Source organism: Paenibacillus sp. HB172176 (assembly GCF_011947265.1).
Taxonomy (GTDB): domain Bacteria; phylum Bacillota; class Bacilli; order Paenibacillales; family Paenibacillaceae; genus Pristimantibacillus.
The window spans coordinates 1-19299 of the sequence record NZ_JAATHD010000037.1 but is presented as its reverse complement, the minus strand read 5'-3'; the positions used below and the strand labels follow the sequence as shown (position 1 = coordinate 19299).

General features: G+C 47.6%; 12 protein-coding genes. 3 read left to right on the top strand and 9 right to left on the bottom strand.

From position 1 onward, the window contains the following. Positions 1-26 precede the first annotated feature (26 nt). The 4 genes from HFP08_RS27295 to HFP08_RS27280 form a co-directional block, all read right to left on the bottom strand. Entirely contained in the window at positions 27-4271 is a 4245-nt protein-coding gene (locus HFP08_RS27295; protein ID WP_168123802.1) for a LamG-like jellyroll fold domain-containing protein, read from the bottom strand. 104 nt (positions 4272-4375) lie between these two features. Next, complete coding sequence (locus tag HFP08_RS27290) at positions 4376-5911, bottom strand: ABC transporter substrate-binding protein (RefSeq protein WP_168123801.1); 1536 nt, start codon at positions 5909-5911, stop codon at positions 4376-4378. 74 nt (positions 5912-5985) lie between these two features. Beyond that, entirely contained in the window at positions 5986-6879 is an 894-nt protein-coding gene (locus HFP08_RS27285; RefSeq protein ID WP_168123800.1) for a carbohydrate ABC transporter permease, read from the bottom strand. Between the two features lie 13 nt (positions 6880-6892). Next, complete coding sequence (locus tag HFP08_RS27280) at positions 6893-7810, bottom strand: ABC transporter permease (protein ID WP_240941910.1); 918 nt, start codon at positions 7808-7810, stop codon at positions 6893-6895. Between the two features lie 197 nt (positions 7811-8007). Between HFP08_RS27280 and HFP08_RS27275 the strand changes: the two genes are divergently transcribed. Then, positions 8008-10320: a helix-turn-helix domain-containing protein gene (locus tag HFP08_RS27275; RefSeq protein ID WP_168123799.1), complete on the top strand. Its 2313-nt coding sequence runs from the start codon at positions 8008-8010 to the stop codon at positions 10318-10320. Between the two features lie 61 nt (positions 10321-10381). After that, positions 10382-10558, top strand: a complete 177-nt coding sequence (locus HFP08_RS27270) for a YjfB family protein (RefSeq protein ID WP_168123798.1) — start codon at positions 10382-10384, stop codon at positions 10556-10558. 57 nt (positions 10559-10615) lie between these two features. Here the strand turns inward: HFP08_RS27270 and HFP08_RS27265 are convergent, their stop codons facing one another. Next, positions 10616-10954 (bottom strand): ArsR/SmtB family transcription factor, encoded by a 339-nt coding sequence (locus tag HFP08_RS27265; protein ID WP_168123797.1) that lies wholly within the window; start codon positions 10952-10954, stop codon positions 10616-10618. Between the two features lie 135 nt (positions 10955-11089). On the opposite strand from HFP08_RS27265, the gene HFP08_RS27260 reads away from it, so the two are divergent. Next, positions 11090-12472 carry an MFS transporter gene (locus tag HFP08_RS27260; protein WP_168123796.1) on the top strand — a complete coding sequence of 461 codons (1383 nt, stop codon included), beginning with the start codon at positions 11090-11092 and terminating at the stop codon, positions 12470-12472. Between the two features lie 96 nt (positions 12473-12568). Here HFP08_RS27260 and HFP08_RS27255 read toward each other — a convergent pair whose 3' ends face one another. The 4 genes from HFP08_RS27255 to HFP08_RS27240 all read right to left on the bottom strand — a co-directional run bounded on the left by HFP08_RS27255 (position 12569) and on the right by HFP08_RS27240 (position 18470). After that, positions 12569-14533, bottom strand: a complete 1965-nt coding sequence (locus HFP08_RS27255) for an ABC transporter ATP-binding protein (protein WP_240941909.1) — start codon at positions 14531-14533, stop codon at positions 12569-12571. Beyond that, the gene (locus tag HFP08_RS27250; RefSeq protein WP_168123795.1) at positions 14526-16364 is read right to left on the bottom strand and encodes an ABC transporter ATP-binding protein; all 1839 of its coding nucleotides are present in this window, start codon (positions 16362-16364) and stop codon (positions 14526-14528) included. The genes HFP08_RS27255 and HFP08_RS27250 overlap by 8 nt, the downstream gene beginning before the upstream one ends. Before the next feature lie 2 nt (positions 16365-16366). Further along, entirely contained in the window at positions 16367-16807 is a 441-nt protein-coding gene (locus HFP08_RS27245; RefSeq protein WP_206109328.1) for a hypothetical protein, read from the bottom strand. 943 nt (positions 16808-17750) lie between these two features. After that, on the bottom strand, positions 17751-18470 hold the full coding sequence (locus HFP08_RS27240) for a DUF6973 domain-containing protein (RefSeq protein WP_168123794.1): 720 nt from the start codon (positions 18468-18470) through the stop codon (positions 17751-17753). Positions 18471-19299: the final 829 nt, after the last annotated feature.

Below are 19299 nucleotides of genomic sequence, written 5' to 3'. Positions count from 1 at the left end.
GATTAGCTCTCTTCCATCTTATTCCGTTATTTGTTGTGAATCATGACGTTGTCAAAATCTGCTGCCGCATTATAAACGACCAATCCTGCTTTGCCTCCCGCGGCAAGGCTTGTATCTGTCGTCGAAAGCTCTTCGACTCCGTTCACGTACATCTTGAGCGTACTTCCGACTGCCGAGAATTTCACGCGATACGCCGTTCCTGTATTAAGGGTATAGCTCTTCTGCTGCAAAATCGCATGCTGCCCATTCACCACTTTATACAACCTTAAAGTGTTGCCTTGGTACAGCTGCGCCGCGTATTTGTTGTTTTCATCCGCATATCTCAGGTTAAGGCTTACATTTCCGCCCGAGAAGGATGACGGGGTAATATCCGCTTCAATCTCGGCATCATTCCACACGGCATTGTAGAATGTCGTCGCGATTCCATACGCATCGGGTGTCTGTCTGTATACCTCAGTTCCATTCGTTGCTATGCTCCATGTCCCTTTGACACCATCCCAATTGTTCGCCACTCCGTCCTCGAATTCTTCAAATGCCATAAGCTGCTGTAATCCTGCATCGTCAAAATATACATTCTTGTTTCCCGCAGATGTTTTCTTGACGTGCAGAACCGCACTGGTATTGGTTGAACCCGCCGTAAAGATCAATTCAAGCCGCTTCCATGTATTCTCGGTATAGCCTTGCGAAACAGATAATGCGCTTCCCCCGAAACCGTCGACCGCCAGTTCGGCCGTCTCGCCGTCATCCACCCTTACCCAGACAGCCGCCCGGTAGGTCCTTCCTGCCGTCAGTCCGGCAACCGTCTGAGTGACTTCGCCGCCCAAGCCGTTGCCCAATTTCAATGAGGATCCGCCTAATCTGCTTTTGGCGTAAGCGTTGCTCCACCAATTGGTGGACGTATTTACACTAGTATTGGAGCCGTTTTGTACGGTCCATTTGGTCAAGTTGCCTTCTTCAAAGCTTGAATCAGATACCCTGTTCATAAATTCCACATTGCTCGGCGCATAGACAGGGCTAGGAGGATTTTCAAAGTCATGTCCAGCCGTCCAATCAGACCCGCCGTACTCATAAGCGCCGAAATCAGGTGCATTTCCAACGTAACCGTCTGTTACGCCCTCTATAGAAATACCTTGATCAATAGCTGCTGCGCCATTCGGTAAACCTTGCAGATGATAATCGGTAGAGCTGGCATAAACCGTTGCATTTTCAAGGTTATATCTTGATGGCGCTGTTAATTGCGGCATAGATAGATTCTGGGGAGTAATCTTGCGGATCGAAAGCTTTGTGCTATTATTCAGCAGCATTGTGCCAAAGCTGTCATATTTGAACTTTCTGTCTACACCGCTTCCTACCGAAGCCCAAGGACCTATTTTTTCATCCACCGAATTATTGAATACAAGCGTGTATTCTTGCGGCAAATTTAGTGTTATCGCATATTTCCCTTCTCCTGTATCGTTTCTGAATACATTATTGTCAAGGATAAACCCGCTGGCATTGTTATCCAGATAAATGCTTGAATTGCCCTGTCCCGCATCATGGATGAAATTGCGATAAAACCTTGTGTTTTCACTTGCAGCTGTAGAATATACCACTCCAGTATCCGCATTCAGGAATCCTGTGCTGGAAATATCATTATACTGAATAAGGTTTGCGCGCGGGCTGCCGGCGTAAATTAGCTGCCTGCCTGCTCTTGTCAATGTATTATGGCTGATCAAACAACTCGAACACCGCGTTATCCCGAGTGCAGGCGCATAGGATCCAATATAATCCATGTCATGAATGTAATTATTAACAATCTGAATTCCGCTTCCGCTTATTCGGATCCCCGTTCCCGAGCTATAAGCGATTTCGCTGTTTTTCAACGTATTATTGCTTCCGGAAATATTTATGCCTGTCGTATCCTTTTGGTAAAAGAAAACCGCCTGACCTTCCGCGTTTGCTGTACCCCTGGAATCATGAGAAACGTATTTGGCCGTCATCCCGTCTATGGTGCAATCGGAAGTATTCTCGTTGCTTTCAATTGTACTGGCTGTAAGGTTAATGTTCTCGATCTGGATAAACGATTTATCGCTTAAGTCAATACCAATCGTTCTCTTCTTGATTTCCACTTTCGAAGAATCCGGCATCCCTCCGCCAGGCTTGTAGAAGTACAAAGTAGAGGTGGAGGACTCAAAGAACCATTCTCTTGGAGCGTCAAGCAAATCCTTATTACCGAACAGGTAGTAAGCGCTATTCGGTTGGATTTTATTCTTTACGTTAAGCGTACCAAGATAAGGCGTTCGGATCGTATTTTCCGAATGCGTCAGGACACTGGTTGTATAAGTGACAAAGCCATTTAACGGAAAAGTAAATTGGTGTATTTTGGTGCCTGTAAAATCGATACCCGCCGGCAAATCGCTATCCACGATATCGGAATAATCCACGATTTCGTCGCTTAATAATTGTTTGCCGTAAATGGTGACTTGATCGATCAAGCCCTTGTAATAATAATCGCCGCCGATCGCAACATTATGATATCTGCCTACGTACAGAGGGTCGGAAGTGATTAAGTTGCCGCTCCAGGTTTGCGTACTGGTTTCAACCAGATTTCCATCAATATACAGCTTGTGGCTTGAAGCATTTTCATTGACAAAAGCGACATGGTGCCAGTTATTGTCTTTCAGATTCACTCCGCTTGTATCCTCTACTCTCACTTCAACGCCCGAACTTCCATTGAGCCTTGAAAACCCTAAATTCCCTGCTGCCGAACGGTTAATGTACAATCGATAATCCACACTGGAGCTGTTGTTTACCCCCTTGGACAGGATCGTTCCTCCTGTCGTTGTTTTCACCCAAGCCGATAGCGTGAAAGGATCTGAAGGATCGCCAAACGCCAAGGAAGGGCTGTCCGGCACCGAAATATAACTGTTCGTGCCGTTAAAGCTCCCGGCATGTTCTGAAACCGCCCCATCATCGACATAGCTTACATTGCTGCCCGTTCCGTTGTTTGAAAAATCGGTTGCATCATCCGCATTGTTTTCAAACTTCCATAGCCCTTTGATGAAATGAGTATCCAGATGCAAGATGTCTTCTCCAGGCAACGATGTCTTATAGATCCTTACATCATCAATCTGTCCGTTGAAATAAGTATCGGAGATCGTGTCGTTCTTATATCTTCCTACCGTTATAGGATCTCTGTCCTCTCTTTCTTCATAGAAGACGTTGGGATGCCAGGTTTGATTGTCTTCCTGTACAAGATTTCCATCGACATATAATCTGTGGCTCCGGCCGTCAGGTACGATCCCTTCATAGTCTCCCTGTACGAATGCGACTTGATGCCACTGTCCGTCATTAATGGATGCGCCATCCGAGTCAATGACCGTAAAGGTCTTCTGCGTACAATCCGAGCAATATCTTTCAAATGCGAGCTTTCCATTCCCATCCACATATAGCCTGTACTCCAGATCGGAGTCTGCATCATACCTTCCCTTGGAAAGGATAGGCGCATTCACAGAAGTCGTTTTGATCCATGCGGAAATCGTAAAATGCTGCCAATTCTTAAAGGAATAGATATCCCTCTCAGGTATATAGGCGTACGAGCTTGCCCCGTTAAAGCTGGCCGCCTTAGACCCGTCGTAGCTTCCAGCTACATATGAGAGATCATAGCCTACACCTTCATGCTCATTTCCCGAACTCTCGCTCAGATCATCTTCAAACTGCCATGAACCGATAAGGAAATTGGACGTTAATTCCATATTCTTGGTGACGGTGGCTGTTCCAGTATCGGCAGTCGCAAGGGTAGGCTCCAGAAGGAAGGTGTTGTCCGTAGCATCAGTGTTGCCGCTATTAGGCCATCTTGCCTCCATCATGAGGTTATCGTCGTAGAACACCTGGTTTCCAGGCCCTAAATCCATCGGGATATTCGCCTTGTAGACATCCCCTGAATAAACCGCCCAAGTGGCCGTTGTAGAATCCAGACCGCTTACCTCTACAGTAGCGCCTGTATCGGCCTTGTACGTGATTGGATTGCCGCTTGTACCCGAATTCACCGGAGTGACAGTTTCGCGATAGGTGCCCGATCTGATCAGGACTGTGTCGCCTGCTGCAGCTATACCTGCTGCCTTGCCAATTGTTTTCCAGGGGCTTCCTGAACTTCCGTTTCCCGTAGAATCATTGCCGTTTGCAGCATCCACGTAATACGTTATGCCCGATGCTTCCGCCTTGGGAACAGAAGTGAGCATGGCTGCCATAACCAAGATTGCCGCCAATACAGCCGATAGAACTCTTCTCATGAATAATCCCTCCATCTTCATTTTTTAAGCGCTTTCATTGTTCTGGAAAGCATCCCGGCAAACCCACCGACCTTAGCGGTGGGTTTACCCGGGTAAAGCCATATTTATTGCGCAGCCTTCCAATCAGCCAACTGACGCTCTACCTCCGCCTTAATCTTGTCGATGCCCGATGCCTTCAACTTTTCTTGATACGCTTGGTACGTTTTGTCTGGATCGTCCAAACCATTCTTCAATATTGGGATAAATTCCTTCGCTGCGGCGATGCATCTGGCGATTTCATTCTGAACCGGTTCCCGGTCGAATGTGAATCCGATCAGCGGATCGATTGTCGCCGCCTCATCCATGGCTTCTGTTTGTTCCCACACATCATCCGCTTGGCCCGGCAGCAAGTAGCTGTTAAAGACGTTGCCAACCATCCAATTCGTGACGTAATAACCGCCTTTAATCGGCTCTATCCGATTGTCGGATACTTTCGTGTAATCCTGCCCTTCCAGTCCGAATACGAGCGTATTGTAGATGTCCTTGTCTGTATTGAGCAGATCGAGCAGCATCAATGCGCGCTCCGGATGCTCGGAAGCAGCGCTTACGGCTGTTAACGTACTCTGAACGGAGCCTTGCGTAATGACGCTTTCTCCTGCCGTAACGAACGTGAAGTCGCGTCCGTAATTCGTTTTATATTCGGCGTCCGCGCCCGGTTTTTGCCGACTGTAATTGGCAAACAGCTTGCCTGCGGCAATCAGTTCATTCTGGTTTTTGAGCGTAGCGACATCCGGTGGAAAATACCCGCTCTGATTCCATTCGCGCATAACTTTGTAATAGTGCATCAGTTCTTGGGATTCGTCGATGACCTTCAAGGTTTTCGGATCGACGTGAATATATTCGCCCCCCATATCGACCACAAGTGGCGTGAATTCCTTGTACGTATTAAATTCACCCTGACGCATCGGATAGATATCAGGCTCGTTTGTTTTGATCGTTTCAAAAATAGGAGTCAGATCCTCGATTTTGTTCAGATGGGTTACATCCAGATTATATTTGTCTACATATTCGGTCAGAAACCAATGCCCGGGCGTATTATTCATGATCTGTTTGTTCGGAACCCCGTAGATCTTCCCGCCCACGCGCACTGCATCCCAAATCCCCGGCTTGAACAAGCTCGTCAGATTCGGAAATTTATCCAAATAATCGTCAAGGGCTAGATAAGCGCCTTTCGCTACATTGTTCTGGTAGTTATTAGTCCAGTTAGCCGTATACGCCAAATCATACGCTTCTCCCGACGACATCGCTAGCTGCATCTTGCTGTCATAATCCGCGGGATTAACAAATCGAAATTCAACCGTCGCGTTAATCTTATCCTTCACCATCTCATTGAATTTGGCCATAACGGAATCCAGATTGGCAGGCTCCGCTTGCCGGATATACCAGATCAGATTGACCGGTTCGAGCGTTTCCTTATCCTGACCCTGCGGTTCATTGCTTGTTGCCGGCGTTTCGGATAACGTTGTTGCCGCCGAACTCGATGAGGGCTCGTTGGATGAATCCTGGTTCGACGAACAACCAGCGAGAACGAGGCCCAGCACAACGAATACTGCAAGCGCCCATACCCCAATCTTGCTCCTCCTGCTTCTTGTCTTTGTCACGTGCATAACCTCCCATGATTTATCTTACGAATATATCTTAAAACCGGCAATTGCCGACTTTAATTCACTGATATCTACTCCTTGAGCGAACCAACGGTTAAGCCTTTCACGAAGAATCGCTGGAAAAACGGGAAAATCATCAAGATTGGCCCTACGGATAACACGGCCATCGCCATTCTGGCGCTCTCCGTCGGAAGCTCGGCAATCTGCCCCGCGTTGATCGACATGCCCTGACTCATACTCCGCAGAATCTCATCAATATTGCGCAAAATCACTTGCAGCAAATATTGAAGCGGATACATATCCTTATCCGAGATATAGAGCAGCGCCTGGAACCAGGAGTTCCAGTATTGCAATACCTGCAGCAGACCGATTGTCGCCATGACCGGGGTGGAGAGAGGAATAATGATGCGGAAATAAATCTTGTATTCGCCCGCCCCGTCTATCGTAGCCGATTCAATAAGCGCCGTCGGAAGCTGCTGGAAGAAGGTTCTCATCAACAGCAGAAACCACACGCTGCACATAAGCGGGATAATCAGCGAAGCGTACGTATTCTGCAAATGCAAATAATTCGTCATTAAAATATAGGTAGGCACCAGACCTCCATTGAACAGCATCGTAAAAAACAGGTAAAAGGTAATGATTCGCCGGTATGGAAAGTCTCTTCGCGAGAGCGCATAAGCGCACATCGAAATCATGAATACAGATAACAGCGTCCCGCCAAGCGACATCACTATAGTAACCTTGTACGCATTCCATATCGTTGCCGGCGTCGAGAAGATATAGGAATACGCATGAAAGCTGAATTGATGCGGGATAAGCCGATATCCGTATTGCAGAATATCCTGTTCGCTCGAAAACGAAATGGAAACCAGCGACCACAACGGAATAATGAATGCAAGCGACAGCAAGATGAAAAACAGATGATTGAACAAGCTAAACAGGTTAAACGGTAATTTTCGCATCATGATGCTCCTCTGACTAGAATAATGAATTATCCGAATTCGCTCTTCTTACCAGCGCATTGGCCGCTATGACAAGCAAGAAGCCCACCACGGATTTGGCCAAGCCTGCCGCGCTCGACATACCGATATCCCCTAGTTCAATCAGTGCGCGGAATACATAAGTGTCAAGCACATCCGTCGTTGAAAGAATAGACGGAGAATTCATCGGAAGCTGATAAAACAGGCCGAAATCCGCTTCAAGAATATTGCCAATCGCGAGAATGGTCAGAATGGACATGATGGGATACAAGAATGGCAAAGAAATGCGCAAAATCATTTGCAGCCGGCTGGCCCCGTCAATCTTCGCAGCCTCGAAATACGTAGGATCGATCCCCATCAAGCCGGCGTAATAAATAATGCAGGCAACCCCGACTTCCTTCCAGATATGCGAGATTGGGAAAATAAACACCCACGGCTTCGAAGAATTGTACCAATCCATCTTTGCCCAGCCCAACTGATCGAACCATTGGTTCAACATGCCGGACTTCATGTTCAAGAAAGCGTATACCATAAACGCGATCACAACCCATGACAAAAAATGCGGGATGAAGATCACCGTCTGGTACAGCTTAAGCGCCCTCTTGCTCGAGATCTCATAGAGCAATATCGCAAGCAGCACGGCACAGATCAGGGTGAAAATGATAAAGGATAAATTATATCCGATGGTGTTGCGAAGCAACCGCTGTAAATCGGGAGATCCTGCCAAAAAACGAAAATTAGTAAGCCCAATCCATTCGCTGCCGAATATCCCTTTGTTAAATTGGTAATGTTTGAACGCAACGATCGCCCCTACCATCGGAACGTACTTAAAGATAAAAATAAATACGACCATCGGCATCGTCAGCAGGAGCAAAAACCGATTTTTCCACAAACGCTTTATTTGCATAAGCTGCATCGTACCACCTCTTTCTCCTCGATAACTCGATCATAGAAGCTTTGAGGCGAGCCTTGTAGGGCCAAACCAAGCGATTAAGTGCAATTCAGCATGAATCATGGCGTTCAAAATCGATTCATTCGTATAAAATAAGTGAATTTCACCGCTGTCGGCTTCCTATTCCTGCGTAATCCTCTTATACTAATGACGACCAGGAGGTGGGTACGCTGTCAAAATACTTCTACAAGCTCTATATTCGAATCACATTTGCCCTGATAGTCATCATTATCTTTTTGGCCGGATTTCTCTATTTCAATTTCAAATCCTATAGTCTGGAGCTGCTGTATAAATCGGACGAGCGTCAAATTCAGAACGCATTCGAGAATGCGCTGCAGTTCAATAATTACGCGAAAGCCTTCACAACCTCGCTCTACCAGCATCCGGACGCGACCCAGCTCATGATGGGGGATTCAGACGACATACGCAGCAATTTAAACAGCTTGCGCGATTTGGATGGCTCTATTACTTCATCTCCATTCCTGTATTCCGTATATCTCTATAATGGACAATCCGATATTGTATATATGTTGGGATCGAATGCCATCAGCCGAAAACCAGAGGACTTCTTCGATCATGAGATGGTAAACCTTTGGAATAGCAGAACTTCTATGCCCATAGCCCGGAAAATACCCTTGTCCGAAAACGCGGATGCCGGATCCATTGAAGTGTTCAGCTATATGCTTGCCGACTTTTCGACAGGAGCGAATAAACCTAACAGCGCAATTGCCGTCAACGTAAAGGTGGATTGGATATTCAACCGATTGCTGGCATACCGTGGCGGAGACAATAATCGTTCTTCTGTTTTCATGGTGCTTGATTCCGAAGGTAAAGCGATCGCTCATTCAAACCGCGATAGGTTTCTGTCCGATTTATCAAGTGAAAAGTATGTACAGCGAGTATTGGACTCTCGTGGCGGCTCGGGGTATTTTTTAACGTCTGTGGATGGGATTTCATCTGTCGTTACGTTCTCCAGAGATTCGAGCTCGAATTGGAGCATGGTCAGTATCACCCCTTATTCAGCTATCGCCGGAACGGTGAACAAAGTCAAAACGATTACGCTGCTGATCGGTTCCATCATGCTCGCAATATGCTTCATTCTTGCCTTCCTGCTCTCTAGACATATCTATTTGCCGATTCGCAATCTGGGAGCAGCCATTGCCAATCTAGCTGATAAACAGCAGCACATGGAGCATAAGGATGAATTTTCCTACATTTCAACTGCATTCGCGCATACCCGAGATCAATTGAAGACACTGGATACCTTCAGAAAATCGCATGCGGACACACTGAAACAGAAGCTTCTTCGAACGATGCTGAACCGCACTCATTCTCCGAACTTCGAGAAGGAATTTCAAGAGCATAACGTCAAGATCGATCCTCTCGAGAGTATTGCCGTTATTTTATTCAAGATTGATTATTTCGCCGATTTCAGCGAACAATACAGCGAAGCCGACCAAGTCTTGCTAAAATTCGCCTTGATGAACATTGCGGAAGAAATCATTCAACCCGTCTATAAATGCTCCTGTGTCGACATGGAATTCGACCACATCGTGCTTCTATTAAATATCGAGGAATTGCCATGCGACGAGTTAACCCGATTATGCCGTGCCATACAAGCAAGCAGTCAACAGTATTGCTCCATCGGACTTTCGATATTTATTAGCAGCATAGCGAATAACGTTCGCGAGGTCAGCTTGATGTACGAGGAATGCTTGCAGCTATCGAAGTATCGACTCAAGCTTGGGCATGGTTGTCTCTTGGACACCAATCGATTTGTTGAGGAAGAACTGCAAGAAATCATCATCCCTCATGCTTTGCTTGCAAAACTTACGGAGAGTCTATTGAAGGGTCATGCCGAGGAATTAAGGAATTCGTTTCAAGAGATTCAAGCTTTACTCGAAACAGCGAGCTACAACAGTCTGATGTACAATCTGTCCACGATGATTGCTCTGGTCTTTCAAGCCATTAATACCCTCGAGAGAAACAGTACGGTAAACCTGAATCTTGATTTCGTCTCCTTCGATAGAAAAATGAAAGCGAAAGAAACATTGGAGGAAATCGTGGAAGAGCTTCGCGAGCTATTCGACTCCATCATCTCCAAGGTAAATCAAACGAAAGGAGAGCGCTCCTTCTTGCTTGTTACGAATGCTCAAAAATACATTCGACAGCATTATAAAGATAAAGCGCTGTCCACGAGCATGGTTGCCGATCATTTGGAATTAACGGCTTCTTACTTGGGAAAGCTGTTCCGCGAGCATCTCTCGAAATCCATATCGGACTATATAACGGAGGTGCGTCTGGTGGAAGCAGTCGATCTGCTTAGCCATACCTCGTTAACGGTGGAAGAAATCGTAGACCGAATCGGATGGGAGAACAAAAAATATTTCTTCACTATATTCAAGAAGCGTTATGGAGCAACACCGACCGAATTTCGATTGAAGATTAAGATTGATACCTTGGAAAAGGAGTAGAAGAATTGAATTATTCAAAATTACGCTCCTAATGCCGATACAAATGGTGGAGGTGTTCACGATGGACATAGCAGCTTTGTCGATGTCGCTGAGTCAAGCATCGCTCGCGCAGGCGGTCAGCCTTAAGGTCGCTAACCTCGCGAAAGGCCAAGCCGAAGCGCAAAGCCAAGGCCTGGTGCAAATGATGAACGGGAGCCTTGACCCGAATCTGGGCAAGAGTATCGACATTCGGATCTGAGTCGATTCGCCGTTCGCCCCGCCCGCTTCGGCGGGCTTTTCTCATTCCCGTACTTCCCTATTCCGGCTGCAGCAGCTTCGATCGTTCCTCGGATTGCTCGAATGCGTCCAATACCGTTGTCAGCAGTCCTGGAAATCTCTCCTCCAGATCCTCCGTTCTGAGTGAAATATGTCGCTGCGTCCCCTGAGCTCTGACATGAACGACTCCAGCTTCTCTGAGCGTGCGAATATGATGGGACAACGTAGACTTGACGACGGGGACGTCGATGGAGCCGCAGCATTGCTCGCCCGCCTTGCGAATCTCGGAAGCGACCAATAGACGAACGGGATCGCTTAAAGCATAAAGCACCGCCGATATTTGCAAATCCTCAGTGGTTGGATGATGCAGTATCTTCATGGTATGATTTCCCCCTCACACTTCTTGTAGAGCCGAAAGTGAACGTGAAGTTAATGATTGCATTTTACCATAACGCATGATATATTTCTATTGTTCGATGATAATCGAATTTATAGATAAAGGGAGTGGAATACCATGTCTAACCAAGCTCATTCGCAAGCGGGCAATAGCAACGCGGAGCAAAGCGTGATGAAAGAAGGAACGGTGACGCTGCTGCTCGGCTTGACCATTGTGCTCGTTATTATGAATACGATGATGTTTAATCTGGCCTTGCCGGATGTTGCCATCGATTATGGGCTGTCGGCTTCATCAACATCCTGGATCGTGACCGGCTATTCCATCGTATTCGCGATCTCATCCATTACTTACAGTCGTCTTGCCGATTTCGTGCCGATTCGCCGGCTGTTCCTGATCGGCATTCTGTCGCTAAGTCTCGCGGCTGTTGCCGGGATATTCAGCAACAGCTTCCTTATGCTGCTGATTGTCCGCATTTTGCAAGCATCCGGCGCTGGCGCGATTCCGGCCCTGTCCCTGGTGCTGCTGTCGCGTTATGTGCCTATCGCAAGACGGGGCAAAGCGATGGCCGTCATTATGTCCGCCGTGTCCGTCGGTCTGGGGCTCGGCCCTGTAGCGGGCGGAGCCATCGTCGAATATCTCGGCTGGCATATGCTGTTCGTCGTAACCGCCGTCACCTTGCTGCTAGCGCCGCTGTATTCGCTGCTGCTGCCGAAGGAGCAGCCGCGCAAAGGCTCCTTCGATGCGCTAGGCGCTTTGTTCATCGGCATTGGCACCACCGGCTTGCTGCTGGCGCTGACGAATCATTGGTGGTACGCGCTTGTAGGCGGAATCGTCGGCATTCTCTTATTCGTCATCCGCATTCGTTCGGCGCGGGAGCCGTTCGTTCTGCCATCGTTGTTCGGCAACAAGGCTTATCTGACTCTCGGAGCGGTAGGCATTGCCGCTTATCTTTGCAGCTTCGCCACGCTATTCCTGATGCCGCAGATTCTGGTTCATCAATATGAGCTAAGCCCCATCGAAGCCGGTTTCGTCATTTTCCCTGGCTCTTTGCTCGCGATGCTAATCTCCCGCAGAGTCGGACGCATCATCGATGCGCGGGGCAACAGTACTTTCATACAGTTTGTTCCGATGCTCGTGCTGCTATCCGTCATCCTGTTCGCCTTGTTCGTCGGAAGCTCTTATCTGTCGATTCTCTTCATCTATATGCTGCTCAGCAGCGGCTTCACCGTACTGTCGAGCAGCATTTCGAACGAGATGTCGCGCCTGCTGCAGCCTGCGCAGATCGGATCGGGACTGGGCTTATTCCAGCTCTTTCAATTCATCAGCGGCGCCTTCGGGGTCGCCGTATCGGCCAGCGCTCTGGAATGGCAGAAGAATTTCACCCAGGCTCATGCCTTCAGCAATATCTATTGGGGCCTCGCGGTTGTCGTCGCTCTGTCAATCATCAGCGCGTTCGTGTATCTGCGCTCCCATGCGCGGCAGGCAAGCGCGTCGGCTTGATGACTGTTGGAATATGGCCCAGTCTGCCTGCAACCGCATGACCGACAAGCAAGAGAGAGCAATACATTGCGGATTGCTCTCTCTTCTTCGTTCGGATTAACCTGCCCCCGCGTATTGATACCGGCACAGATTTGCATAGAAGCCCTCCTGCTTCAAGAGCTCCTTATGCGTTCCTTGCTCAATGACTTCCCCGCCGTTAATGACGAGAATCTTGTCCGCTTCCCTTATCGTGCTAAGCCGATGCGCAATGACGAAGCTCGTTCTGCCCTTCATCAACGTCTTCATCGCTTCCTGAATATGAAGCTCCGTCCGAGTGTCCACGCTGCTCGTGGCCTCGTCCAGAATAAGAATGGAAGGATTTGCGAGAACCGCGCGCGCGATGGTGAGAAGCTGCCTCTGCCCTTGGCTCAGATTGCCTCCTTCTGCGCTAAGCTCCGTCTCGTAACCGTTCGGGAGCTTCCTGATGAAGCCGTCCGCATTCGCAAGCCTCGCCGCATTCTCCACCTCTTGGTCTGTGGCTTCAAGTCTGCCGTAGCGGATATTGTCGCGAATCGTGCCCGAGAACACATACGCGTCCTGCAGCACTAGCCCGATCCTCCTGCGCAGTACATGTAAGGGAATTTCCTTAATATCCTTCCCGTCAATGCGAATCGCGCCGGCTTGAATGTCGTAGAATCGCGTCAGCAAATTGATAATCGTCGTTTTGCCCGCGCCTGTAGGACCAACCAGAGCAATCATTTCCCCTTGCGAGGCATGCAGCGACAGATTTTTCAGAACCGGCACATCCGGTTTGTAGCCGAAATTGACATTTTCAAAAACAACATCGCCTCTTAACGCGAGACGGTCGCTGTCGGCACCAAGATCGAGTGAACTCACCACTGCTCCCAGCCTTTCCGATCCAACCGATCCCTCCGTACTTTCGGAATTTCCTGAACTCCTCGCATTGCCAGTCTTATCCGCTATCTCCGCCCCTATCGACTCCGCCTCCTCAGGCTCCTGATCCATCACCTCGAACACCCGCTCCGCGCCGGCAATTGCCGACTGGAATAGATTATATTGATTGGCAAGCTGATTGATTGGCTGGCTGAACTGGGTTGAATAGGTGAGAAAGCTGATAATGACACCGATCGTGATCACTTCATGATAAGCGAAGATGCCGCCGAATACCGCGATGATAACGAAGCTGATATTCCTCATTGTATTCATCATGGGGCCTAGTGAGCCGGAGAGACTTTGCGCCTTAATGCTGACCGACCGCAATCTCTCGTTAATCTCGCGGAATTGCTCGATCGACCTGGTTTCCCTGCCGAACACCTTCACAACCTTCAAGCCGGAAATATTCTCCTGTACGTAGCCGTTTACTTCGCCAAGTGTCTTCTGCTGCTCCGAGAAGAACTGGCGCGTGTACTTGCTAATCTTCTTCGTGAGCAGCGCAATGAACGGAATGGTCAACACGGTGACAAGCGTCATCCATACGCTCAAGCTCAGCATCATGACCACGCTCCCCACCAGCATCAGCACACTCGAAATAAGCTGCACCACCGTCTGATTAAGCGTATTAGAGACATTGGTTATGTCATTGGTCGCCCGACTCATCAGCTCGCCGTGCGTCTTCTGGTCGAAGAAGGGAATAGGCAAGCTCTGATAACGCTCGAACAAGTCCTGGCGCATCTCACGCACGGTATGTTGGGACAGGCTTGACGCCATAAATTGCTGAATCCACGTGAAGGCTGCTCCGAGCGCGTACACCCCCAATAACATGAGCCCCATTCCTATGAAACCTTCCAGCTTATGCGGAACAATATAATCATCGATCATTCTGCCAATCAAATAAGGTCCCAAAAGCAAGAAGCAGGAAGTCAGGACGGTTGAGACGAACACCACGCTTAAGGAAAGTCTTTGCCGCCGCAGATATGTCCATATTCGGAGCAAGATGCTTTTGGCCTGCTTCGATCTTGCTGTCTGCACGTCCAGTTGATGACCTTGGCGTTGCTGAAAGCCCATTTGGGCCATATTCGCCGCAGATTTCTCGCTGGACGCGGAGTTGATGGGGCTAGGCATAAGCTTCCTCCTCACTGCCATATTGCGATCTGTATATGTCTTGATAGACCTCGCATGTGCGCATAAGCTCCTCATGCGTGCCATTGCCCGCAACGGCGCCGTCTTCAATAACCACAATCCGCTGTGCGTCGATGACCGATGAAATTCGCTGAGCAATCAAGAACGTGATACTGCCCTGCATCGCCGCCTTCAAAGCTAAGCGAAGCCTGCGTTCCGTCTCCAAATCCAAAGCGCTCGTGCTGTCATCCATAATTAAAATTGGAGGTTTGACGAGCAATGCTCTCGCGATCGAAATTCGCTGTTTTTGGCCGCCGGACAAATTGACGCCTCTCTGTCCCAGTTTTGTATAATATCCGTCTGGCAGTTTCGAGATAAAGTCATGCGCTTGCGCAATCTTCGCCGCATGCTCGATCTCCTCTTGTGTCGCATCCCCTTTGCCGAACGCGATATTGTCCCGGATGGTTCCCGTGAAAAGAAAAGCCTCCTGAAGCACCATGCCAATCTTGCCGCGGAGCTCGGCCAGCGGAATTTCCCGAATATCTCTCCCGTCAATTTGAAGAGACCCCGACGATGCATCATACAGCCTTGGAATCAGTTGGACCAGCGATGATTTGCCCGCTCCTGTGGAGCCGATAATGGCAACCGTCTCGCCTTGACGCGCTTCGATGCAAATATCGCTCAGTATCCGATCCTTGACCTCCGCTGACGACGAATAGGAGAAATCGACATTATGGAAGCTGACCTGCCGGGCGGGCAGGGATGCGCCGGATCCAGATCCAACGGTTGCTCTTGCGACAGTTCCGACTCCAGCGCCGTGGCCAACGACAGCCCCTATTGCAGCTCCCACTTCTGAATTCGCTCCTGTCCCCGCCTCTGCGCTTGTCATAGTCGGCTGCTCCGACAACACTTCATGAATGCGCCGCGCCGACACATTCGCCTGCGACACATTCATCAGCAAGCCGCTCACCATGAGCAGGGAGGAGAGCACCTGCACGACATAATTGACGAAAGCGACGAGCTCGCCCACCTGAAGCGCGCTGTCCCAGACCAGATTCCCGCCATAAAGCAGGATAACGACCAAACAAGTGTTCATGATTAATGTCACAATCGGTGAATTGATCGCAATGAACCTCGCCGCTTTCACGGAAATTTGCGTATACTCCCGATTGACCTCGCCGAACCGCTGCCTTTCATAATCCGACCTCACGAACGCCTTCACAACGCGGATACCCGCGAGGTTTTCCTGCATTCTCGTATTCACGGCATCAAGCCTCGCCTGCACGCTTCGAAATAACGGCGCCGAGAACTTGATCAGCGCAAAGAGAACCGCCGCGAGAACGATAAGAGCCGCTAATAGAATTAGTCCCAATCGCAGATTAATGAGCAATGCCATGACTACGCTGCCAATCAGCAGACTTGGCGCTCGAACAAGACCCTGAAGCGCAATTTGCATCAAATTCTGAACTTGAACCACATCATTTGTCATGCGGGTGATGAGCGATCCCGACTTGAAGCTGTCCATATTCTCGAAGGAGAAGGTTTGCACCTTCGTGAACAGCGCTTCCCGAATATCCGCGCCGAGATTCTGGGAAGCGCGGCTTGCGAACAGATTGCAGGCGACACCCGTGGCAAGCGACAGAATCGCCACGCCCGCCATCGTCAGTCCGGTTTGCTCTATGACATTAAAATTTCGTTCGACTACGCCGAAATCCACAATATAGGCCGCCAATCTCGGCTGCAGCAGATCGAAGAACACCTCGAAAATCATAAAAAGCGGGCCCAGAATCATGAATTTCCAGTAAGGCCTGCAGTATGCTCGTAATTTCCACATGCCTATTCCCGCTCTCCTTGCCCATGCGATTCTTCTTCATTCATTTCTTCTACATTCATTTCTTCTTCATGCCTATCATCCTTAGCCGTCAAAGCTTCCAGAGCATCCTTCTCCTTCATCTCCATCCTTTCATGAAGCTCGAAATGCTGCGTATACTGATCGATGATCATTTCAATCGCCTTCAATTCGCCAAGCATGACAGGCTTGATTTCCTGCAGCTCCGGAGACCCGAGCTGCTTCTCTAAAGTGTCGCGATTCGTCCGCAGCCTCTCCAGAAACTCAAGCGCCCTGCCGCGACGGAACGTTTGCGCGCCGCCCCCATGGTGATGATGATGCTTTCCCTTATGCCTTCCGCCTCTATGCCTCCCGCTTCTTTCGCTTTCGCTGATTAATTTGCCATCGCTTAGCATATCTTCTTTCATTCGGTCTCCCGAATTCTTCATTGCCTCCCGCTCCTCTCGCATACATTTGTATACACGACAATCCATTTTAATTGTATACAAATGCATACAAAATGTCCAGAGCTCATATTTGTCATTAAGAGTGATAAAATAAGCGTAAAAAAGGCTTATTCACATCATCATTCAAATGGAATAAGCCTTCTTTTTATATTAAATAGGGGATTCAAGCCGAATCAACCCTAACACAACACAATTGTTAGCGTACGTTATTCGCGTTTTTCTGTCTAGCCCTCGAAGATGAACGATTGCATACAGCGTTAGACAGGTCACTACGGAATGAATTTCACTTCTTGGATACATATAACCACCTGGTCAGTCCAAAGAATATCATTCATTTCAAAGAATGAAAAGCTGAAATTTGCTGATGGCTCCACCGTGGATTTTCATCCGGATCACGCTCACCTTTTCAAACTGTTCGAAAATCCCTAAGATCGCCTAAAAGCCCTCTTCTAGGCTCATTCCTAACATAATCTCTCAATCAGAAGGCCAGCCAACATTTTAACGAAAATAAACCCTAAGGTCTTTAGGTAGCATATTCCTTTACTGGATAGATTACGTGCTTTTCTTTTAGCGCAGTAGTTAAGTCAGCTATGTTGATATAAACAAAGCTGCACCTCCAATGTTAGGTGTTATCTAACAATCGGAGGTGCAGTTTTATTACTTAGGTTGCTTAAATCTTCTCATTAGGTTATAAACTAAAAAAGCAACAAACGTACAGAGCAAAAATATTCTGTCTAGTTTAAGGTTTATCTCGGTATTGCTTACGCCGTTTTCATTATAAAAGATATACTTGTCGAAAAATAAATGATTCTCAATATTGTAAGAACCGCCAGAAGCGTTCATAACAATTGTACTGTTGCTTAGATCAACCATCCAACAAGCAAGAAAGTAAGTAAGTAATACAGCAAATGTTACTAAGATTCTTTTATTCATCTGTCCAAACTAATGATCCACTTGTATTAATGTATTTGAGGAATCCATTATCTAACCACGATTTGATTTCAGTGACAAGGGCATTATCTGAATCATCAGCGCCGGGTAGTACTGCGCTATAAGCGCCTCGCCCTATCGAATTATTATATAAATCCATTTCATTTGCAAGGGCAGAACCCGGGTTATACTCTTCATGAATATCAGCTACTTCTTTTGCTTGGCCAGACCCTATATCTCTTGTCATTAATATATTCCAATAGGCATGTCTAAAAGCATCTTGTTTCCCATCCTCTGGTCTACTATAACCAGAAGTCGCAGCTTTTGCGAATGCTGTGTCTGCGTCAGCTTTTGCAGTATATGCGTCAATTGGACCTACTGCCAAGATTGCAGCGGACATCTCTCCTGCGCTAGTAAGATAGCTTCCGACGTAGGCAGCTAATGGTTGAATATTTCCAGGAAGATCTAGTGCATCCAATTCAGCAATTCTAGTCCAAGCTTGTTCATCCGTAGTGATCAAACCTTGTTTTACTTCCTCAACCATCTTTAAATGAACCGCCATGCTGATCTGTTCTAAAGCTTTTTGATTAGGATGATGGGTTACTTGAGTAGAGGCAGTCATTTGTGTAGATTCAGAAGCAGCATACATCGTGCCAGTGGAACTGAAAAGCATTGCGGATACAGAGAGCGTTGCAATTAAAACATTTTTTTTCATACTTACAAATTCCTCCTAAACTTTTTTACTTTTTTAATACCTACTTCTAAAAAATCCTGTTTTTCGGGAAAATTTCATCCCCTGTTTCTCTTAGGTGTGAATTTCCAATTAATTGTATCACTTGTCGGGAAAATAGAAAATAGTCATATTGTAGTATAAAGTGATAAATAAAACTACAAACTTTGTATGTTTTTGTCGAATTATATCCACTATTTACGGCTCCACCTCGTTAGAAACAGCAAAAGAACAGTTTCTGGAAGCAACTTCATATCCCGTTTTTGTTAACATGCCATAGGCATCTTCAGGGGTCCCGCCAACAAATCGCGTTTATCTAAACTCGTTATAATTGAGGTAACTCCGTGGATAGGAGAATATTTAAGCTAGCATTGTGATACACCGGCCAATATTATAACTTAAATACAGGCTAAGACGTTCGGGGGTATAAACACCAAACCCTTCCTATGCTAAGCTTCCTGTCCAATTAAGATCAGCGGTCATCAGGTAATAAGTAAATTGTTGGACATTGTCCGTAGAACATTCAGTTTTGGGCCTCCAATGAGTTCAATCTTTCCGTCCTTAAACTATATAAGTTGAACTAAAGTATTAGAAAACTATGGTAAGGAAATTGCGACCTGCTTGTCGAATAGGTAAGGAAACTTATTCGGACAGGTTGGGATACAGATGGAACAGAACAAATCGTTAGAAGAAGTTACACAAGCCATGAAGCAAGAAAAAGAACGCCGCATGTATGAACGTTATCAAACCGTGTACTTACATCTCAAAGGGAAGCTTGTCACGGAGATTGCACAGACTCTGAATCGCAGCAAGG

Excerpts from the sequence above, each read along its gene's own strand:
- HFP08_RS27250 (WP_168123795.1), bottom strand. The coding sequence starts at position 16,364 with ATGTGGAAATTACGAGCATACTGCAGGCCTTACTGGAAATTCATGATT.
- HFP08_RS27240 (WP_168123794.1), bottom strand. The coding sequence starts at position 18,470 with ATGAAAAAAAATGTTTTAATTGCAACGCTCTCTGTATCCGCAATGCTT.
- HFP08_RS27245 (WP_206109328.1), bottom strand. The coding sequence starts at position 16,807 with ATGAAGAATTCGGGAGACCGAATGAAAGAAGATATGCTAAGCGATGGC.
- HFP08_RS27295 (WP_168123802.1), bottom strand. The coding sequence starts at position 4,271 with ATGAGAAGAGTTCTATCGGCTGTATTGGCGGCAATCTTGGTTATGGCA.
- HFP08_RS27280 (WP_240941910.1), bottom strand. The coding sequence starts at position 7,810 with ATGCAGCTTATGCAAATAAAGCGTTTGTGGAAAAATCGGTTTTTGCTC.
- HFP08_RS27255 (WP_240941909.1), bottom strand. The coding sequence starts at position 14,533 with ATGCCTAGCCCCATCAACTCCGCGTCCAGCGAGAAATCTGCGGCGAAT.
- HFP08_RS27270 (WP_168123798.1), top strand. The coding sequence starts at position 10,382 with ATGGACATAGCAGCTTTGTCGATGTCGCTGAGTCAAGCATCGCTCGCG.
- HFP08_RS27285 (WP_168123800.1), bottom strand. The coding sequence starts at position 6,879 with ATGATGCGAAAATTACCGTTTAACCTGTTTAGCTTGTTCAATCATCTG.
- HFP08_RS27260 (WP_168123796.1), top strand. The coding sequence starts at position 11,090 with ATGTCTAACCAAGCTCATTCGCAAGCGGGCAATAGCAACGCGGAGCAA.
- HFP08_RS27265 (WP_168123797.1), bottom strand. The coding sequence starts at position 10,954 with ATGAAGATACTGCATCATCCAACCACTGAGGATTTGCAAATATCGGCG.